At 62.1% G+C, this 17,614-nt stretch carries 15 protein-coding genes; 9 read left to right on the forward strand and 6 right to left on the reverse strand.

Annotated features, from left to right (window positions below; genetic code table 11):
• Window positions 1-93 precede the first annotated feature (93 nt).
• Window positions 94-1,029 (reverse strand): site-specific tyrosine recombinase XerD, encoded by a 936-nt coding sequence (locus FCU66_RS01350; RefSeq protein WP_136620380.1) that lies wholly within the window; start codon window positions 1,027-1,029, stop codon window positions 94-96.
• 17 nt (window positions 1,030-1,046) lie between these two features.
• A complete protein-coding gene (locus FCU66_RS01355) occupies window positions 1,047-1,199 on the reverse strand; it encodes a histidine kinase (RefSeq protein ID WP_136620419.1) in 153 nt (50 codons plus the stop codon).
• Between the two features lie 211 nt (window positions 1,200-1,410).
• Here FCU66_RS01355 and FCU66_RS01360 point away from each other — a divergent pair, with 211 nt between their 5' ends.
• The 3 genes from FCU66_RS01360 to FCU66_RS01370 are packed head-to-tail and all read left to right on the forward strand — an operon-like array spanning window position 1,411 to window position 4,047.
• A complete protein-coding gene (locus FCU66_RS01360; protein ID WP_136620379.1) occupies window positions 1,411-2,022 on the forward strand; it encodes a shikimate kinase in 612 nt (203 codons plus the stop codon).
• Entirely contained in the window at window positions 2,019-3,155 is a 1,137-nt protein-coding gene (aroB, locus tag FCU66_RS01365; RefSeq protein ID WP_136620378.1) for a 3-dehydroquinate synthase, read from the forward strand. The genes FCU66_RS01360 and aroB overlap by 4 nt, the downstream gene beginning before the upstream one ends.
• Before the next feature lies 1 nt (window position 3,156).
• Window positions 3,157-4,047: an HlyC/CorC family transporter gene (locus FCU66_RS01370; RefSeq protein ID WP_136620377.1), complete on the forward strand. Its 891-nt coding sequence runs from the start codon at window positions 3,157-3,159 to the stop codon at window positions 4,045-4,047.
• 116 nt (window positions 4,048-4,163) lie between these two features.
• Here the strand turns inward: FCU66_RS01370 and FCU66_RS01375 are convergent, their stop codons facing one another.
• From FCU66_RS01375 to FCU66_RS01385, 3 genes are read right to left on the reverse strand one after another with little or no spacing between them, the layout of a single operon-like run.
• On the reverse strand, window positions 4,164-5,705 hold the full coding sequence (locus FCU66_RS01375; RefSeq protein WP_136620376.1) for a SpoVR family protein: 1,542 nt from the start codon (window positions 5,703-5,705) through the stop codon (window positions 4,164-4,166).
• 9 nt (window positions 5,706-5,714) lie between these two features.
• On the reverse strand, window positions 5,715-7,028 hold the full coding sequence (locus FCU66_RS01380) for a YeaH/YhbH family protein (RefSeq protein ID WP_136620375.1): 1,314 nt from the start codon (window positions 7,026-7,028) through the stop codon (window positions 5,715-5,717).
• Between the two features lie 18 nt (window positions 7,029-7,046).
• Window positions 7,047-8,996 (reverse strand): PrkA family serine protein kinase, encoded by a 1,950-nt coding sequence (locus FCU66_RS01385; protein WP_136620374.1) that lies wholly within the window; start codon window positions 8,994-8,996, stop codon window positions 7,047-7,049.
• Between the two features lie 451 nt (window positions 8,997-9,447).
• On the opposite strand from FCU66_RS01385, the gene FCU66_RS01390 reads away from it, so the two are divergent.
• Both FCU66_RS01390 and FCU66_RS01395 read left to right on the forward strand, forming a co-directional pair.
• Entirely contained in the window at window positions 9,448-10,254 is an 807-nt protein-coding gene (locus tag FCU66_RS01390; protein WP_136620373.1) for an alpha/beta hydrolase, read from the forward strand.
• Between the two features lie 185 nt (window positions 10,255-10,439).
• The gene (locus tag FCU66_RS01395; RefSeq protein WP_136620372.1) at window positions 10,440-11,993 is read left to right on the forward strand and encodes an acetolactate synthase large subunit; all 1,554 of its coding nucleotides are present in this window, start codon (window positions 10,440-10,442) and stop codon (window positions 11,991-11,993) included.
• 28 nt (window positions 11,994-12,021) lie between these two features.
• On the opposite strand, the gene FCU66_RS01400 is transcribed toward FCU66_RS01395, so the two are convergent.
• Window positions 12,022-12,324 (reverse strand): BolA family protein, encoded by a 303-nt coding sequence (locus tag FCU66_RS01400; RefSeq protein ID WP_136620371.1) that lies wholly within the window; start codon window positions 12,322-12,324, stop codon window positions 12,022-12,024.
• Between the two features lie 190 nt (window positions 12,325-12,514).
• Here FCU66_RS01400 and FCU66_RS01405 point away from each other — a divergent pair, with 190 nt between their 5' ends.
• From FCU66_RS01405 to FCU66_RS01420, 4 genes are all read left to right on the forward strand, one after another.
• Complete coding sequence (locus FCU66_RS01405; protein ID WP_136620370.1) at window positions 12,515-13,135, forward strand: J domain-containing protein; 621 nt, start codon at window positions 12,515-12,517, stop codon at window positions 13,133-13,135.
• A gap of 123 nt (window positions 13,136-13,258) precedes the next feature.
• Window positions 13,259-14,245 carry a cobaltochelatase subunit CobS gene (gene cobS, locus FCU66_RS01410; RefSeq protein ID WP_109671608.1) on the forward strand — a complete coding sequence of 329 codons (987 nt, stop codon included), beginning with the start codon at window positions 13,259-13,261 and terminating at the stop codon, window positions 14,243-14,245.
• 11 nt (window positions 14,246-14,256) lie between these two features.
• Entirely contained in the window at window positions 14,257-16,155 is a 1,899-nt protein-coding gene (cobT, locus tag FCU66_RS01415) for a cobaltochelatase subunit CobT (protein ID WP_136620369.1), read from the forward strand.
• A gap of 185 nt (window positions 16,156-16,340) precedes the next feature.
• A complete protein-coding gene (locus FCU66_RS01420) occupies window positions 16,341-17,306 on the forward strand; it encodes an esterase-like activity of phytase family protein (RefSeq protein WP_246093719.1) in 966 nt (321 codons plus the stop codon).
• Window positions 17,307-17,614 lie beyond the last annotated feature (308 nt).

Here is a 17,614-nt window from a genome sequence, read left to right on the forward strand (position 1 = left end):
GCGGACCGATACGTCGGAAGGCAATGGCTGACGGAACCCTTGAATACAAGGCTCCGGGCGGTGGAATGTCGTCCTCACATAGCGATATGAGGCCTAGTCGGCAAGCGGATGATGATCGTTGACCAGCCGCACCAGCCGCTCTTCCAGCACATGGGTGTAAATCTGTGTCGTCGATATGTCGGCATGGCCGAGCAATTGCTGCACGGCCCTGAGATCGGCGCCGTTCTGCAGGAGATGGCTGGCGAAAGCATGGCGCAGCACATGCGGCGAGATCTTCGCCGAGGCGATGCCGGCCCTTGCCGCCAGCCCTTTCAGGTCGCGTGCGAAGACCTGGCGCGAGAGATAGCCGCTGTCGGATGCGGCCGGAAACAGGAACGGACTGTCGGCGAAGGCTGGAACTTTGGCGCGGGCGGCAAGCCAGGTCTTCATCGCCATGCGCGCCTTGGCCGAGAGCGGCACCATGCGCTCCTTGTCGCCCTTGCCGCGCACCATGAAGAAGCGGTCGTCGCGCTGCGCCACCGTCACCGGCAGGCCGACCAGTTCGGAAACGCGCAGGCCGGTGGCATAAAGCACCTCGACCAGCGCATGCAGGCGCAGTGCCGCCAGCCACTCACTGTTGCCTAGCGCAGCATCGTTGCCGAGCCTGGCATCGCCGGCCTCAAGCGCTGCGCGGTCGATCAGCCTGCCGGTGTCGGCCTCGCTCATCGTCTTGGGCAGCGGACGGCCTTTTTTCGGACTGTCCAGCGTGCCGGTTGGGTCATCGCCGCGCAGGCCTTCGGCGTAGAGGAATTTGAAGAACTGGCGGATCGCCGACAGTTTGCGCGCCTGCGACGTGGCGGCAAAGCCGCGGGCGGCGATGTCGTCGAGATAGGCGCGAATATCGGCGGCGGCCGCGCCGGCGAGCCCGCCATCGATCTCGCTTGAGGCGTCTTCGAGGTCGCGGCGGTAGGAGGAAAGCGTGTTTTCGGCAGCGCCTCGCTCGGCACTCATCATTTCCAGAAAGGCTTCGATGCGGGCGGCGCTGTTCATTCAGCTTTTCTTGTCATTCAGCTTTTCTTGGGATTGAGCTTTTCCGGAGGGATGCGCACGCTCATTTCCCCCTTCTTGGGCTCGACGAACATCACCAGTGCGAACATCGTACCATAGGCAATGCCAGCCAGAATCGCTGTTATTACGACAAAGCGAAACAGTGTCGGCATCAATTTTCGCCCGTCTTCTTGTTCTGCGTTTCCAAACCCTGTCCCCTTATGGGACGCCAATCCGGCCAATTCAAGGAAGAAGCTGAGGCCTGTTAGCAACTTCTGATGCAGAGCCCTGCCAGCCCATATCGGGCTCAAGGCGCTTGCCACGCTTGACGCAAACGGGCTTTTCATGTCGATACGCCGGCAAAGAGGGCCCTAGAAACATTCGATGAACGCGCTGCCAGCAAATCCTCCAGACGAGACCCACGCCGCGCTGCTTGGCCGGTTGGGCAGCCGTTCCGTCGTCTTTGTCGGGCTGATGGGCGCCGGCAAGACGGCGATCGGCCGCAAGGTGGCGACGATGCTGGCGCTGCCCTTCATCGACAGCGACCAGGAGATCGAAAGCGTCTCGCGCATGACCGTTCCGGAGCTGTTCGAGCGTTATGGCGAGACCGAGTTCAGGGCGCTGGAGCAGCGCGTCATCCTGCGCGTGCTGGAAAACGGCCCGCAAGTGCTGTCGACGGGCGGCGGCGCCTTCATGAACGCGCAGACGCGCGAGGCGATCGCCGCGCACGGCGTGTCGGTGTGGCTGAAGGCTGAGCTCGACCTTCTGATGGATCGCGTCTCCAAGAAACAGAACCGGCCGCTCCTGAAAAGTGCTGACCCCCGTGCCGTGCTGGAGCGGCTGATGGGCGAGCGCTATCCGGTCTATGCGACATCCGATGTCACCGTGCCGACCCGCGACGACCGCAAGGAGGTCATCGCCACCGAGGTGGTGAACGCGCTGTGCCGGCATTTCGGCATCGATGAGACCGCCGCGACAGGCGAGGTGGAATCGTGAGCGTTGATGCACCCGTTGTTGTCGAAGTCGGCCTTGGCGACCGGACCTACGACATTCTGATCGGCTCCGGCCTGCTGTCGCGCGCCGGTGCCGAGATTTCGCGCCGCCTGCCAGGCACCCGCGCCGCCGTCATCACCGACGCCAATGTCGCGGCGGCACATCTCGATGCGCTGAAGGCCGGCCTCGAAACGAGCGGCATCCAGCCCGCCATCATCACGCTGCCGCCTGGCGAGAAGACCAAGAGCTTCGCCCATCTCGAAGAGGTGGTCGACGGTGTGCTGGCTGCCAGGCTGGAGCGCGGCGACATCGTCATCGCCTTCGGCGGCGGTGTCATCGGCGATCTCGCCGGCTTTGCCGCCGGCATCGTGCGCCGCGGCATGAATTTCGTGCAGATCCCGACCTCGCTGCTGGCGCAGGTCGATTCCTCTGTCGGTGGCAAGACCGGCATCAACAGTGCGCGCGGCAAGAACCTCGTCGGCGTCTTCCATCAGCCGAAGCTGGTGCTGGCCGATACCGGAGTGCTCGACACGTTGCCGATCCGTGAATTCCGCGCTGGCTACGCCGAACTCGCCAAATACGGGCTCATCGACCGGCCGGAGTTTTTCGCCTGGCTGGAAGAGAACTGGGCAAAGGTGTTTGCCGGCGGGCCGGAGAGGGCGCAGGCCATTGCCGAAGCCTGCCGCGCCAAGGCCGACGTGGTTGCCCGCGACGAGTTCGAGACCGGCGACCGCGCCCTGCTCAATCTCGGCCACACATTCGGCCACGCGCTGGAAGCCGCCACGCAGTATGACGGAGCTCGCCTCGTCCACGGCGAGGGGGTCGCCATCGGCATGGCGCTGGCGTACCGGTTCTCGTCGCGGCTCAATCTGGCCAGCCCCGACGATGCGGCGCGCGTCGAGGCGCATCTGCGCGCCGTCGGCCTGCCCTGGCGCATGGCCGACATTCCGGGCGATTTGCCCGATGCCGAAGCACTGCTGGCCTTCATCACCCAGGACAAGAAGGTGTCGCGCGGCGCGCTGACCTTCATCCTGACGCGCGGCGTCGGCCAGGCCTTCATCGCCAAGGACGTGCCGGCCTCGGAAGTGCTGTCGTTCCTGAGGGAAAACCATCCAGCCAACGGGAAAGCCGGCTGAGATGGACACCGGCTGGATCGTTGTCGCCGTCCTTGCCATCCTTCTCCTGCTGGTCGTTGCCGTGCGCACGCGCCTCCTCGCCATGTTCGGCTACGAGCTGTCTCGCATCGAGCCGCTGCGCTCGAGCCAGGACGAGTTGCGCGGCGCGGTGGACGATTTCCGCCGCGACGGCCAGGTGGTGCGCGAGGACCGCGACCGCGTCGGCGGCCTGTTCGATCTCGCCGAGCTTGAAGTGTCCGACATCATGGTCCACCGCACCAATATGCGCTCGGTCAATGCCGACAATGCACCGGAAGCGGTGGTGCGCGAGATCCTGCAGAGCCCGCACACCCGCATGCCGCTGTGGAAGGGCTCGCTCGACAACATCGTCGGCGTGCTGCACGCCAAGGATCTGCTGCGTGCCTTGAACGAAGTCGGCAACGACTTCTCCAGGATCGATGTGATGAAGATCGCCTCGAAACCATGGTTCGTGCCCGACACGACGACCTTGCAGGAACAGCTCAACGCCTTCCTGCGCCGCAAGGCGCATTTCGCTATCGTCGTCGACGAATATGGCGAGGTCGAAGGGCTGGTGACGCTGGAGGACATTATCGAGGAGATCGTCGGCGAGATCGCAGACGAGCATGATGTCGACATTCAGGGCGTCAAGCAGGAGGCCGACGGCTCCGTCGTCGTCGATGGCAATGTGCCGATCCGCGATCTCAACCGGGCGCTCGACTGGAACCTGCCGGATGAGGAGGCGACCACGATCGCCGGCCTCGTCATTCACGAGACGCAGTTGATCCCGGAGGAGAAGCAGGCTTTTACGTTCCACGGCAAGCGCTTCACCGTCATGAAGCGCGACAAGAACCGGATCGCAAGGTTGAGGATAAGGCCAGCCGGCGACGGTTAAGACGCATCCCGTTGAAACGAAGACAGGCGACGCGCTTCAAGCCCCGTTTTGATGCACGTCGCCCAAAACCGCTGCGCACTTTTTGGCGCCATGAGAACCAGCGCAGCTGTGGAGCCTCATTCTGCGATCTGGCTCGTCGAGCGTTCGTGGATAGCCGCGCCCGTCTCAGCGTCGACGGCCGCCAAGCTGACCTCATAACCCCAAAGCCTGCGGATGTGACGAAGCGTGGCATCGCGGCTGGCATCCTCAAGAAGGATGCCGTCATTGACCTTGTGCTGCAGCCGCAAATGGCGGTCGCCGAGCAGATCGACATCCACAACCTGGATGTCCGGTTGGTTCGCTCCGATCTCGTAGCTGTGGGCAAGCGCGGCGCGGATCTTGGCATAGCCGCGTTCGTTGTGGATCGAGGAGACCTGGCAATGCGGTTGGTCGGCAGCGTCACCGAGCACAAAGAACCGCCATTTCCGGATCAAAGTCGGACTGAGATACTGGCGGATGAAGGACTCGTCGCGGTGGTCCGCCCAGGCATTGAGCAGGATCTCGAGCCAGTTGCCGTGGCCGGCGATGTCGGGAAACCATTCCCGGTCTTCCGCCGTAGGCTCGGTCGAGATGCGCTGAATGTCCTGCATCATATCGAGGCCGAGTGCGTAGGGGTTGATGCCGGAAAAGCGCGGATCGTCGTATGCCGGCTGGAAGACCACGTTAGAATGATTGCGCAGGATTTCGAGCATGGCGCCTTCGCTGATCTGGCCGCGATCGAACAGCATGTTCATCAGCGTATAGTGGACGAAAGTGGCGCAGCCCTCGTTCATCACCTGTGTTTGCCGTTGAGGATAAAAATATTGTGCTATGACACGAACGATCCTGATGATCTCACGCTGCCAAGGCTCTAGGATCAGGCTGTTCTTTTCCAGGAAGTAAAGCAGGTTTTCCTCGGGCAGGTTGAGCGATTTCTTCCGCTCCAGGTCGTGTCCCTTGTCGTTGGCCGTTTGCTGCGACGGCGGCAGTGTGCGCCACAGATCATTATAGGAGTGTTCTTCGTATTCTAGGCGCTCGCGAAGCCCTTCGCGCTGCCGCTCCGACGATAGCTTCGGCGGCCGGTGATAGCGGAACACGCCCTGCGCCATCAGCGCGTGGGCGGAATCGAGAACAGCCTCGACGGCGGCGAGGCCGTGCCGCTCCTCGCAACGGACAATGTAGCCCTTGGCGAAGTCCAGGTAGCCGAGGATTGCCCCGGCGTCCGTCCACTGCTTGAACAACTGATTGTTCTTAAAAAAATGGTTGTGCCCGAGCGCAGCATGGGCCGTCACCAAGGCCTGCAGGGCCATGGTGTTTTCCTCCATCAGATAGACGATGCAGGGATTGGAATTGATGACCAGTTCATAGGCAAGCCCTCGCCCGCCTTTGCGATAGAGCAGGTCCTGGTGAAGGAAATGTTTGCCGAAAGACCAGTGACGGTACATCAGTGGCATGCCGGCCGACGAATAGGCGTCGAGCATCTGTTGGGAGGAGATGATCTCCATCTGCACGGGGTAGGTTTCGAGATGAAGCTCTTCGACCGCTATTGCTTCGATCGCGTCATAGGCCCGCGACAATGTCTTGAAATCCCAGTCGGATCCTGAAAAAAGCAGGCTGGATTTGCTGGCTTGTCTGGCCATCGGACCCACTCACGCTCTCTTACGGGGAGCCGGCTGTCTGCCGAAGAGCTGGCGAAAGACCGGATAGATATCGGCGGGCGTGGCGATACGGCTCATCTGGAAGTTCGGCCACCTCAGGTCGATTTCGCTATAGGCACGCCACAGCGATGTCCCGTTTTCGGTCGTGCCGAAGATATGGGCTTCACGCTCATCGATGATCTCGACATAGGCAAAATACTGGCACAGCCGCATGAGCTTGCCGTTGAGCAATGCTATGCATCGCTCGGAATCGCCGGCGAAATTGTCGCCGTCCGAGGCCTGGGCGGCGTAGATGTTCCATTCGCGGGCAGGGTAACGTTCCTCAATAATGCGGTGCATTTCCTCCAGCGCGGTGGAAACGACAGTGCCGCCGCTCTGCGTGTTGTAGAAAAATGTTTCCTCATCGACCTCCTGGGCCAGGTGCGTGTGGCGGATGAAGACGATGTCGATGCGGTCGTAGCGACGTTTCAAGAACAGGTGCAGCAGCACGAAGAAGCGCTTGGCCAGATCCTTTTCGCGCTCGCCCATCGAGCCGGACACATCCATCAGACAGAACATGACGGCATTGGCGTTCGGCACAGGTCGGAGATCGAAGCGGTTGAATCGGATGTCGACCGGATCGACATAGGCAATTCGCCTGCGCCGCCGCTCCAGCCGGTCAAGCTCTTCGCGCAACGCTGCAGTGCGCTGGCGCGCCGCTGCGCTGGATGGCACCACCTCAAGCGTGGCGATTTCCCGGAGGATCGCGTCCAATTCCTCCTGCTTAGGACGCCTCAGTGCAATGCGGCGGCCGTGACTGTTACGCATCGTGCGCCCAACATTGATGTTGGTCGGTGAACCGGAAGCGGCGAAGCCAGCCCGGCGCGGCTTGAAGGCAAGGATTTCCTTGAGGCTGAGCTTGACCATGTCTGGGAGTTCGAGATCCTCGAAAAAAAGATCGAGCACCTCTTCGCGTGAGAGCACGAAACGAAAGTCGTCTTCAGACGCTGTGTTTCCCGGGGACGACGCTCCCGCGCCGCCGCCCTGGCCGGGCTTGGGGATCAGGTCTCCAGGGGAGAAATGCCTGTTGCCCGGCAGGATGTGCTGGCGCCTGCCGCTGTTCCAGGCGTTGTTGAAGCTCGGCTCGCCTGTGCCTCTTTCAGGCATGGGCACGGCGTGCTCGGCATCCACGTCGGCGATCCTGCCGGTGCGGATCTGATCGCGTATGCTCCGCTTCAGTTCCTCGCGCGCACGCCTGAGAAAGCGCTGGCGATTGCCGAGGCTCTTGTCCTTTGGATTCAGGCGACGGTCGATGAAGATCGGCATGGAACCATCCGGGCTCTCTCAGCCCGCCTTGTTCACTCGCATGTACCAGTCCACAAGGCGACGCACCTGCCGCTGGGTGTAGCCGCGCTCGACCATGCGCTGCACGAATTCATTGTGGCGTTTTTCCGTGACGCTGTCCTGCTTGGAACCGAAGCTGATCACCGGCAAGAGATCCTCGACCTGTCCGAACATCCGCTTCTCGATGACTTCGCGCAGTTTTTCATAACTCGTCCATGACGGGTTGCGGTCGTGGTTTCTTGCGCGCGCGCGCAACGTGAACTTCACCACCTCGTTGCGGAAGTCCTTGGGATTAGCGATGCCGGCCGGTTTTTCGACCTGCGACAATTCCTTGTCCAATACCTCGCGATTGAGAACCTGGCCGGTATCGGGATCCTTGTAGTCCTGATCCTCGATCCAGGCATCGGCATAGGCGATGTAACGGTCGAAGAGGTTCTGGCCATACTCGCTGTATGATTCCAGATAGGCCTTCTGGATTTCGTGGCCGATGAACTCGGCATAGCGCGTTGCCAGTTCCGACTTGATGAACTCGAGATAGGCAGCTTCCGTCTCCTTTGGAAACTGCTCGCGCTTGATCGCCTCTTCCAGGATGTACATCAGATGCACAGGATCGGCAGCCACCTCCTTCGTATCGTAGTTGAATGTCTGCGACAGGATCTTGAAGGCGAAGCGTGTGCTGACGCCGGTCATGCCTTCGGCGACGCCGGCGGCGTCGCGATATTCCTGAACCGACTTCGCCTTGGGGTCGACGTCCTTCAGGTTCTCGCCGTCATAGGCGCGCATCTTGGTGTAGAGTGGCGAATTGTCATGCTCGGCCAGACGGGTCGAGACTGTAAACCGGCTGAGAATGTCCAACACCTCGGGGGCGCAGGGGCTGGCGGCCAATTCGCTCTCCCGCAGCAGCTTTTCGTAAATCTGCCTCTCTTCGGTGATCCGCAGACAATAGGGCACCTTGACCACGAGGATGCGATCGAGAAAGGCCTCATTGTTCTTGTTGTTCTTGAACTGCTGCCACTCCGACTCGTTGGAATGGGCCACGATGATCCCCTGGTAGGGAAAGGCGCCAAAATTTTCGGTGCCGTTGTAGCTGCCCTCCTGGGTCGCGGTCAGCAGCGGATGCAGGACCTTGATGGGCGCCTTGAACATCTCCACGAATTCAAGCAGGCCCTGTGTGGTCCGGTTCAGTCCGCCGCTGTAGGAATAGGCGTCCGGATCGGACTGGCTGAAATTTTCCAATTGCCGGATGTCGACCTTGCCGACCAGGGCCGAGACGTCCTGATTGTTCTCATCGCCGGGCTCGGTCTTGGCGATGGCGATCTGGCGCAATCGCGAAGGCATCAGCTTGACCACGCTGAACTTGGAAATATCACCGGACAGTTCGTCGAGGCGCTTGGCCGCCCATGGCGAAATGAGCCCGTTCAAACGGCGCCGGGCAATGCCGTATTTATCCTGCAGCAGGTCGCCCATGCGATCGGGATGGAAAAGGCCAAGTGGTGATTCGAAAACCGGGCTGACCTGGTTGCCAACCTTCAGCGTGTAGATCGGGCGCTGCTCCATCAATTTCTTCAGCCGTTCGGCAAGGGAGGATTTGCCGCCGCCAACCGGGCCGAGGAGATAGAGGATCTGCTTGCGCTCCTCGAGCCCCTGGGACGCATAGCGAAAATAGCCGGCGATGCGCTCGATTGTGTCCTCCATGCCATAGAAATCTGCAAAGGAGGGGTACACCTTCAGGGTCCGGTTGGAGAAAATGCGGCCGAGCCGCTCGTCCTTGCTGGTGTCGACCAGGTTCGGCTCGCCGATCGCGTCGACCATCCGTTCAGGCGCCGAGGCATACATCGATCTGTCCTCGCGGCAGGCAAGGAGATATTGCTGGAGGCTGATCTCTTCCTGCGCCGCATTCGTATAAATTTCCGAAAACAGATCGAAGACGTCAGACTGGTTCTCTCGCATGATATTTTGCCCTCAGAGCCGTTCTGGCTGCCGGCTGGCTCATCATATATTCAACTGCCGGAACGCATTGTGGTTCCTTCACATGAAGGAGAGCGCGTGCATCTGGCATTGAGACCTGGGACACTACCCATGTCACTGAAATTCTTGTCCAAATACTTAAGTGGTGATGGCCAGATGAGACCGTCAAGGGGTAGATATTGATTTCGTGAACTGAACGACAAGGGCAGTGCGTTGATGCGGCCTGAAGCGGCGAAAGTTGCGACCCGGTGCGAGTTCGACGAAGCCCGGTTGATCCGGCTTCCTCTGCAGCGGATGAGCCCCCAAAAGCTCGAGTGCCATTTTCGAGGTCCGGATCGATGATCGATCGCCGAGCCAGAGGGTATTACCAATCCTTAACTGGACGCTCGTGGCGCCTGCGGACACTGTTGGCCTACACGCTCGGGAGACCATGATGATCGATCGCCGAAGCCTCATTCTGGCCTCCGTGGCGGCGATGCTGCCATTGGGAGCATCGGCCGCGCAGCGCTCGCGCCAACCCGCGCCAAAAACCTTCGACTACGGGCCAGCCAAGCTGGACATTTATGCGCCTGATGGTGCAAGCGGCCTGCCGGTCGTGTTTTTCGTCCATGGCGGCACCTGGCAATTCGGCAAACGCAGCCAGGTCAACGCCAAGCCGACCTTTCTGCTCGCCAACGGCTTTTGCTTTGTCTCCATCGACTACCGCCTGTTGCCCGAGGCCGACGTCGCCACCCAGGCGGGCGATGTCGAAAAGGCCTATGCCTTTGTGCGCGCCAATATCGCCCAGCATGGCGGCGACCCCAACCGCATTGTCGGCATGGGCCATTCGGCCGGCTGCCATCTGATTGCATTGACCGGCATGCGCGGCGGGTTGCCTGGCATAGCTGCGCTCATCCTCGACGACACCAGGGCCTATGATCTTGCAGCGCTTGCCAAAAATGGCGGCATGGTGCGGGCCTATGCGCGTGTGTTTTCCGACCCCTCGCAATGGGCGGCACTTTCGCCTGCCAGCTATGTCGACGGCCGCAAGCATCCGCCGACCTTCATTGCCTATTCGCGGGCGTCTGGCCGTGGCGAGGATTCGAAGGCCTTTGCCGAGCGCCTGCGCGCCACCGGCACCAGGGTCACGCTGTTCGACGGCAGCGCCTATACGCACATGTCGATCAATCACGATTTCGGCGAGGATGGCGACGCGTTGACCACCGCGGCGCTTGCATTCCTGAAATCGACGGTCGGCTGATCCCGAGCCTCCGAGGCAGCGGCGTCAGCGCGACTGGATCAGACCAAAAGCACTGGCGGGATATTGCCGTGCGGACGCCCACAGGTGCAAGTGCTCTCTCTGTTTGTTTTGACGCAATTCCGGACGGAAAACCGCTTCACACTTTTCCTGGAATTGCTCTTCGATCGTCAACAGGAGAGAATTGCATGAATGGCGCCGATGTCCTGTGTGACGTGCTTCTGGCCAACGATGTGACGGTCTGCTTCGCCAATCCCGGCACGTCCGAAATGCATTTCGTTGCCGCACTTGACCGCAAACCGCAGATGCGTTGCGTGCTTGGCCTGTTCGAGGGTGTGGTGACCGGTGCCGCCGACGGCTATGCGCGGATGACCGATCGCCCCGCCGCGACGCTGCTGCATACCGGTCCAGGCCTCGCCAATGGCCTCGCCAACATGCACAATGCGCGGCGCGCGCTGAGCCCGATGATCAACATTGTCGGCGACCATGCGTCTTACCATCTGCCGCTCGATGCGCCGCTCACCAGCGATATAGAGGGCCTTGCGAGGCCGATGTCGAACTGGGTGCGCCGCATCGGTGGCCCGGACGATGTCGCGCCGGCGACCGAGGCGGCCTTGCGCGCATCGCTGACACCTCCCGGCGTCACGACCCTGATCCTGCCGGCGGATGCCGCCTGGGGTGAAGTCGGGGCGGTCTCGGTTGGCAAGGTGAGGCTGGCGCCGCCGCCCGCCGTCGACATGGACGCGGTACGCAAGATCGCAGCGGCGATCCGTGCCGCTCCGGGTCGGGCCGGCATGGCCGTTCGCGGGAGGGCCGCACGAGCCGATTCGCTCGCCATCGCCGGGCAGATCTCGACGGGCAGCGATGTCCGCCTGTTCAGCGAGGTTCTGATCGCCAGAATGCAGCGCGGACGCGGGCGTGTCGCGCCCACGCGCATCCCCTATCCGGTCGATGCTGCGACGGCCGTGCTCAGGGATATCGACGTCCTGATCCTGGTCGGCGGGAAGGAACCCGTTGCCTTCTTCGCCTATCCGGGAAAACCGGGGCGGCTTGTCCGTGAGGGGTGCCAGGTGCTGACGCTGGCCGCCCATGGCAACGATCTGCATGCGGCGCTGGAAGCGCTTCGCGACGAACTCGGCATAAAGCCGTCGCAACAACAGGTGTTCGCGACCGCTTTCCCCGACGAGGCAACACCGAACGGCAGGCTGACGGAAGATGCCATCGCATTGTCGGTGGCGCGAAGGCTTCCCGAGGATGCGATCGTCTGCGATGAAGCGATCACCTCGGCGCGGCGCTTCTTCGGCCTGTCCGCCTTTGCCGCGCCGCACGACTACATGATGGGCACAGGCGGATCGATCGGCGGAGGCATCCCGATGGCGACCGGGGCGGCAATCGCCTGCCCGGACCGCAAGGTGATCAATCTAGAGGCCGATGGCAGCGGCATGTACACGGTGCAGGGGCTGTGGACCCAGGCCAGGGAAAAGCTCGACGTGGTGACGATCGTCTTTGCCAACCGAACCTATGCGATCCTGCATGGCGAGATGAAGAATGTCGGTGTCGAGGCGATCGGCGAGAACGCCAGGCGTATGCTCGATCTCGACCATCCGTCGCTGGACTGGGTCTCGCTGGCCAAAGGCATGGGCGTGGAAGCGGCTCGCGCCGATACGTGCGAGCGGTTCGACGCGCTGTTGGACAGCGCGTTGTCGCGGCGCGGGCCGTTCCTCATCGAAGCGGTGCTCTGAGCGCGGCGGAGGTGAGGGCGGGTCTGGCCTACCAGCGGGTCTTTTCGCCGGGAGCCGCCGGTTCGATCGCCAGCGCGTGCACGCTTGCCTTCAGTTCGTCGGCAAGCAATTCGTTGACGGCGCGGTGACGGTCGATGCGGCTCATGCCGGCAAAGGCTGAAGAGACGACGCGGACGCGAAAATGCGTCTCGCCGGTGCCGTCATAGGCACCGTGATGGTCGGAGCCGTGATGGTGATGGCCGGCATGGAGGTGGCTTTCGTTGATAATGACAAGCCGCTCCGGCGAAAATGCCTTGTTGAGCTTGTCTTCCATGGTCGTCTGTATGGACATCGTCGTCTCCCTTCACCACATATGGTCGGCGTGTCAGCCCGCAAAACCGGAATCGGTTTCCGCAAAAGCCGCTGCCGCGCAACAAAATCCGCCATTCGCCTGCTTTATGCCGCGATTCAGCGGTTAGGGCGATGATCTCGAAAATGTCAATTCTTGTTTCGCATCTGCGAACGCCCCATAAATGGGTTAGATGAAGCCGTACCCCAAATATTTCGAGAAGATTCGCGTCCGCCCCGACAAGGACGCGGAGCTGAAGTCGCACTCGCCGATTTGCCAGTGGGACGGCTGCAAGGAAGCGGGCACTCATCGTGCGCCGGTCGGGCGCATGAAGGAGGGCGAGTATTTCCGCTTCTGCTTCGACCATGTGCGCGAGTACAACAAGGGCTTCAACTATTTTTCCGGCGTGCCGGACACCGAGGTCGCGCGCTTCCAGAAGGAAGCGATGACCGGTCACCGGCCGACCTGGAAGATGGGCGTCAACGGCGCCTCGACGCGTTCGTCGCCGGATATGGCGCAGCTGCGCTCCGGCCGCGCCGGCTACTACAACCGCATGCGCGACCCCTTCGACCTGTTCAAGGGGCCGAAGGATCCGCGCGAGGCGCGCGAGCGCAAGGCCAAGCCGCTTGAGGCCAAGGCGCTGGAAACGCTTGGCCTTGATACAAAGGCGACTGGCAAGGAAATCAAGGCGCGCTATAAGGAACTGGTGAAACTCCACCATCCGGATGCGAATGGTGGCGACAGAGGTTCGGAAGACCGGTTCCGCGATGTGCTGCAGGCCTATCGCGTGCTCAAACAGGCGGGCCTGTGCTGAGCGACCATACGGTTCGTGTCGTTTTCCAACTTTCATAAGGTTGGAAAAGGCTCTAAGACCGCCCCCGGACAAAATCGATTGCCGGCGAAATCAGGGGTTTCGCCCGTGGAGACGTTGAGAGATATGAACAAGGTCGATCGTGACATCGCCAACCTGCCCGACACAACGGTGTCGGTGAAGGAAAAATTCGGCTTCGAGTCCAAGATGGTGGTGCCGGCCTATTCGGTGACATCAGAGCATGTGCCCGACATCGATCCGGACTATCTGTTCGACAAGAACACGACGATGGCGATCCTTGCGGGCTTTGCCTACAACCGCCGCGTCATGGTGTCGGGCTATCACGGCACCGGCAAGTCGACCCATATCGAACAGGTCGCCGCCCGCCTCAACTGGCCCTGCGTGCGCGTCAATCTCGACAGCCATGTCAGCCGTATCGATCTCGTCGGCAAGGACGCGATCGTCGTCAAGGACGGCTTGCAGATCACCGAATTCCGCGACGGTATCCTGCCCTGGGCCTATCAGCACAATGTCGCGCTGTGCTTCGACGAGTACGATGCCGGCCGCCCGGACGTGATGTTCGTCATCCAGCGCGTGCTGGAATCGTCGGGCCGGCTGACGCTGCTCGACCAGAGCCGGGTCATCCGTCCACATCCGGCCTTCCGGCTGTTCTCGACCGCCAACACGGTCGGCCTCGGCGACACCACGGGCCTCTATCACGGCACCCAGCAGATCAACCAGGCGCAGATGGACCGCTGGTCGATCGTCACCACGCTGAACTACCTGCCGCACGACAATGAAGTCGCCATCGTGCTGGCCAAGGCCAAGCACTATCGCGACGCCAAGGGCAAGGAGATCGTCAACAAGATGGTGCGCGTCGCCGACATGACGCGTTCGGCCTTCATCAATGGCGATCTGTCGACCGTGATGAGCCCGCGTACCGTCATCACCTGGGCCGAGAATGCCGAGATCTTCGGCAATATCGGCATGGCGTTCCGGCTGACCTTCCTCAACAAGTGCGACGAACTGGAACGCTCGGTGGTTGCGGAGTTCTACCAGCGCGCCTTCGGCGAGGATCTGCCGGAGAGCGCCGCCAACGTGGTGCTGGGTTAAGCGGAGCCTCGATGGCGGGTCCGGGCGACAACACGCGCAACAAGTCGAAGACGGGGTCTGAAGCCGACAGCTTCAAGCGCGCCGTCACCGTCTGCATGCGCGCCATCGCCGGCGACAAGGAACTCGAAGTCGGCTTCGCCAAGGACAGGCCGGCACTCGCCGGCAGCCGGGCGCGTTTGCCCGAACTGCCGAAGAAGGCGTCGAAGACCGACATTGCGATCACCCGCGGCCTCGGCGATTCCATGGCACTGAAGCGCGCCTGCCACGACGCGCGCATCCACACCAAGCTGGCGCCGGAAGGCAAGGCGGCCCGCGCCATCTATGACGCGGTCGAGCAGGCCCGTGTCGAGGCGATCGGCTCACGCGCCATGCAGGGCGTCGCTAACAACATCGGCTCGATGCTGGAGGACAAATACGCCAAGGCCAATCTCGTCGACGTCAAGGACAAGGCCGACGCGCCGATCGAAGAAGCGCTGGCGCTTATGGTGCGCGAGAAGCTGACCGGCCGGCCGGTCCCGAAAAGCGGCGAGCGGCTGGTCGAACTCTGGCGCCCCTGGGTAGAGGAAAAGGCCAAGGCCGATCTCGACGGCCTCTCGGCAAAGCTCGGCGACCAGCAGGCCTTCGCACGGGTTGTGCGCGACATGCTCGCCTCCATGGAAATGGCCGAGGAGCTCGGCGACGACCAGGAGACGGAAGACTCCGAGGACAATGACGACAACCAGCCGCAAGGCGAGGAGCAGAGCGAGGAGGGCGGCGAAGAGGATTCCGGCTCCGAGCAGTCGCAATCCGAGGATGCCGAAGCGTCGGCCGATGACGAGCAGTCGGCCGAGACGGAAGCGTCCGACGCTACCGCCGACGATCTGTCCGACGATGACGACGCCGATGCCGAAACGCCGGGCGAGGCGCGCCGCAATGACAATCCCTTCACCAATCTGCCGAAGGAAATCGACTACAAGGTCTTCACCACCGCTTTCGACGAGACGGTCGGCGCCGAGGAGCTTTGCGAAGAAGAAGAGCTCGACCGGCTGCGCGCCTTCCTCGACAAGCAGCTTGCCAATCTGTCCGGCGTCGTCGGGCGGCTGGCCAACCGGCTGCAGCGCCGGCTGATGGCGCAGCAGAACCGCTCCTGGGATTTCGACCTGGAAGAGGGTTACCTCGACCCGGCACGGCTGGTGCGCGTCGTCATCGATCCGATGCAGCCGCTGTCGTTCAAGCAGGAGCGCGACACCAAATTCCGCGACACGGTGGTGACGCTGGTGCTTGACAATTCCGGCTCGATGCGCGGCCGGCCGATCACGGTCGCCGCCACCTGCGCCGACATATTGGCGCGCACGCTGGAGCGCTGCGGTGTATCGGTCGAGATCCTCGGCTTCACCACCCGGGCCTGGAAGGGCGGGCAAGCGCGCGAGAAATGGTTGAAGGACGGCAAGCCGCCGAACCCCGGCCGGCTCAACGATTTGCGCCACATCATCTACAAGTCGGCTGACCATCCGTGGCGGCGGGCGCGGCGCAATCTCGGCCTGATGATGCGCGAAGGCCTGCTCAAGGAAAACATCGACGGCGAGGCGCTGCTGTGGGCGCACAACCGGCTGATTGCCCGGCCGGAGCAGCGCAAGATCCTGATGATGATCTCGGACGGCGCGCCGGTCGACGATTCGACGCTGTCGGTCAATCCGGGCAACTATCTAGAACGCCATCTGCGCGCCGTCATCGAGCTGATCGAGACGCGTTCGCCGGTGGAACTGCTGGCCATCGGCATCGGCCATGACGTCACGCGCTATTACAGGCGCGCCGTCACCATCGTCGATGCCGAGGAACTGGCCGGCGCCATGACCGAGCAACTGGCTTCGCTGTTCGCCGAGGAGAGCGCCAAGGACACGCGGCGCGGCGGCATGCGGCGCGCCGGATGATCTTCTCGCGCGGCGAATCTAGAGCGGTTCATCATTTCACGGAAATGCCGAACCGTTCTAACTCTTTGTTCTTACGCAATTCCCAAGGGAAAGCGCTATGCGCTTTTCCCGGGAAAACCGTTTCACACTTTTCCTGGAATTGCTTTAGGCAGACGCTTCTCGCCGCCATCGCCCTATTTGCCGGCGTGGCTTCGGCGGCAGGCGGTTCGGCTGAGTCCAGCTCGGCCGAACCGGTCGAAGTCTCGGCCCGCCCGATCACCGAATTCCACATTGGCCATGCCGACAAGCAGTTCGGCACGCTCGAATTCGTCGGCGGGCTGGAGATGACCTCGCCGACGCGCGATTTCGGTGCGCTGTCGGCGTTCCGTTTTCTGAAAGCCGGCGGCGATTTCGTCGGCGTTGCCGACGCCGGCTTCTGGTTCTTCGGCACGGTGGTCCGCGACGCCGACAAGCGGCCGTCCGGCATCCAGAATTTCCGCATGCAGCAGTTGGTCGACGAGACCGGCCGGCCGATCGACAAGAAATGGGAGGTCGATGCCGAAGGCCTCGCGGTCAAGGACGGCATCGCCACCGTCGGCTTCGAGCGCAACCACCGCGTCGCCCAGTTCAAGATCGACCCGGCCGACATGAAGGCGCCGTTCAAGCAGCTGGATTTCGTGGTTCCGGCCCGGGAGTTGCGCCAGAATCGCGGCTTCGAGACCGTCACCCACGCCAGTGCCAACGGCCAGCATCAGGGTGGTCTGGTCGTGGTCTCCGAGAAGAGCCTCGACAAGGCCGGCAACATCTATGCTGCCATCATCGAAGGGCCGCACAAGGGCGTCTTCACCGTCAAGCGCAACGGCGATTTCGACATCACCGACGGCGCCTTCCTGCCGGATGGCGATCTGCTGCTTCTGGAGCGCAGCTTCTCGATGGCCCGCGGCGTCAAGATGCGGCTGCGGCGCATCTATGGCGAAAGCGTCGAGAAAGGCGCTGTCGCCGACGGACCGGTGCTGCTGGAGGCCGACATGGGCTACCAGATCGACAATATGGAAGGGCTCGACGTCTGGACCCGCGACGACGGCGCGCTGATGGTGTCGCTGATCTCCGACGACAATCACTCGATCCTGCAGCGCAACCTCTATCTGGAATTCATCCTGCACCAGGATTGAGCGTTCATAAGATCCGCCTGATTGCCCGCTTGCCGGAGGTTGTGCGCTCGTTTCTCTGTCCCTGTTTTTGCAGCGACCGCGCGTTTCATCAGCGGCTTCCCCCCTCCGTCGCTGCTTCGCAGCGCCACCTCTCCCCCCTCCGGAGGGAGAGGAAGGGCGCCAGCCGGCATTAAGCTCGCGCCTTTCCTCTACCCCGTCGATCGGGGGAGAGGTGTCGAGCGAAGCTCGACGGAGTGGGGGTCGACTGCTCATCGCTCGACTTGAGCTCCTCAAACACTTTAGCCTGGACTTGACAATTGGCACGATCG

This window comes from Mesorhizobium norvegicum (genome assembly GCF_004919685.1).
Lineage (GTDB): Bacteria > Pseudomonadota > Alphaproteobacteria > Rhizobiales > Rhizobiaceae > Mesorhizobium > Mesorhizobium norvegicum.

Bases quoted from the DNA above. Each gene is read 5' to 3' on its own strand.
- FCU66_RS01370 (WP_136620377.1), top strand. From the start codon at position 3,157: ATGGACACCGGCTGGATCGTTGTCGCCGTCCTTGCCATCCTTCTCCTG.
- FCU66_RS01375 (WP_136620376.1), bottom strand. From the start codon at position 5,705: ATGGCCAGACAAGCCAGCAAATCCAGCCTGCTTTTTTCAGGATCCGAC.
- cobT (WP_136620369.1), top strand. From the start codon at position 14,257: ATGGCGGGTCCGGGCGACAACACGCGCAACAAGTCGAAGACGGGGTCT.
- FCU66_RS01360 (WP_136620379.1), top strand. From the start codon at position 1,411: ATGAACGCGCTGCCAGCAAATCCTCCAGACGAGACCCACGCCGCGCTG.
- FCU66_RS01400 (WP_136620371.1), bottom strand. From the start codon at position 12,324: ATGTCCATACAGACGACCATGGAAGACAAGCTCAACAAGGCATTTTCG.
- FCU66_RS01385 (WP_136620374.1), bottom strand. From the start codon at position 8,996: ATGCGAGAGAACCAGTCTGACGTCTTCGATCTGTTTTCGGAAATTTAT.
- FCU66_RS01380 (WP_136620375.1), bottom strand. From the start codon at position 7,028: ATGCCGATCTTCATCGACCGTCGCCTGAATCCAAAGGACAAGAGCCTC.
- FCU66_RS01395 (WP_136620372.1), top strand. From the start codon at position 10,440: ATGAATGGCGCCGATGTCCTGTGTGACGTGCTTCTGGCCAACGATGTG.
- FCU66_RS01405 (WP_136620370.1), top strand. From the start codon at position 12,515: ATGAAGCCGTACCCCAAATATTTCGAGAAGATTCGCGTCCGCCCCGAC.
- FCU66_RS01390 (WP_136620373.1), top strand. From the start codon at position 9,448: ATGATCGATCGCCGAAGCCTCATTCTGGCCTCCGTGGCGGCGATGCTG.
- FCU66_RS01350 (WP_136620380.1), bottom strand. From the start codon at position 1,029: ATGAACAGCGCCGCCCGCATCGAAGCCTTTCTGGAAATGATGAGTGCC.
- cobS (WP_109671608.1), top strand. From the start codon at position 13,259: ATGAACAAGGTCGATCGTGACATCGCCAACCTGCCCGACACAACGGTG.
- FCU66_RS01355 (WP_136620419.1), bottom strand. From the start codon at position 1,199: ATGCCGACACTGTTTCGCTTTGTCGTAATAACAGCGATTCTGGCTGGC.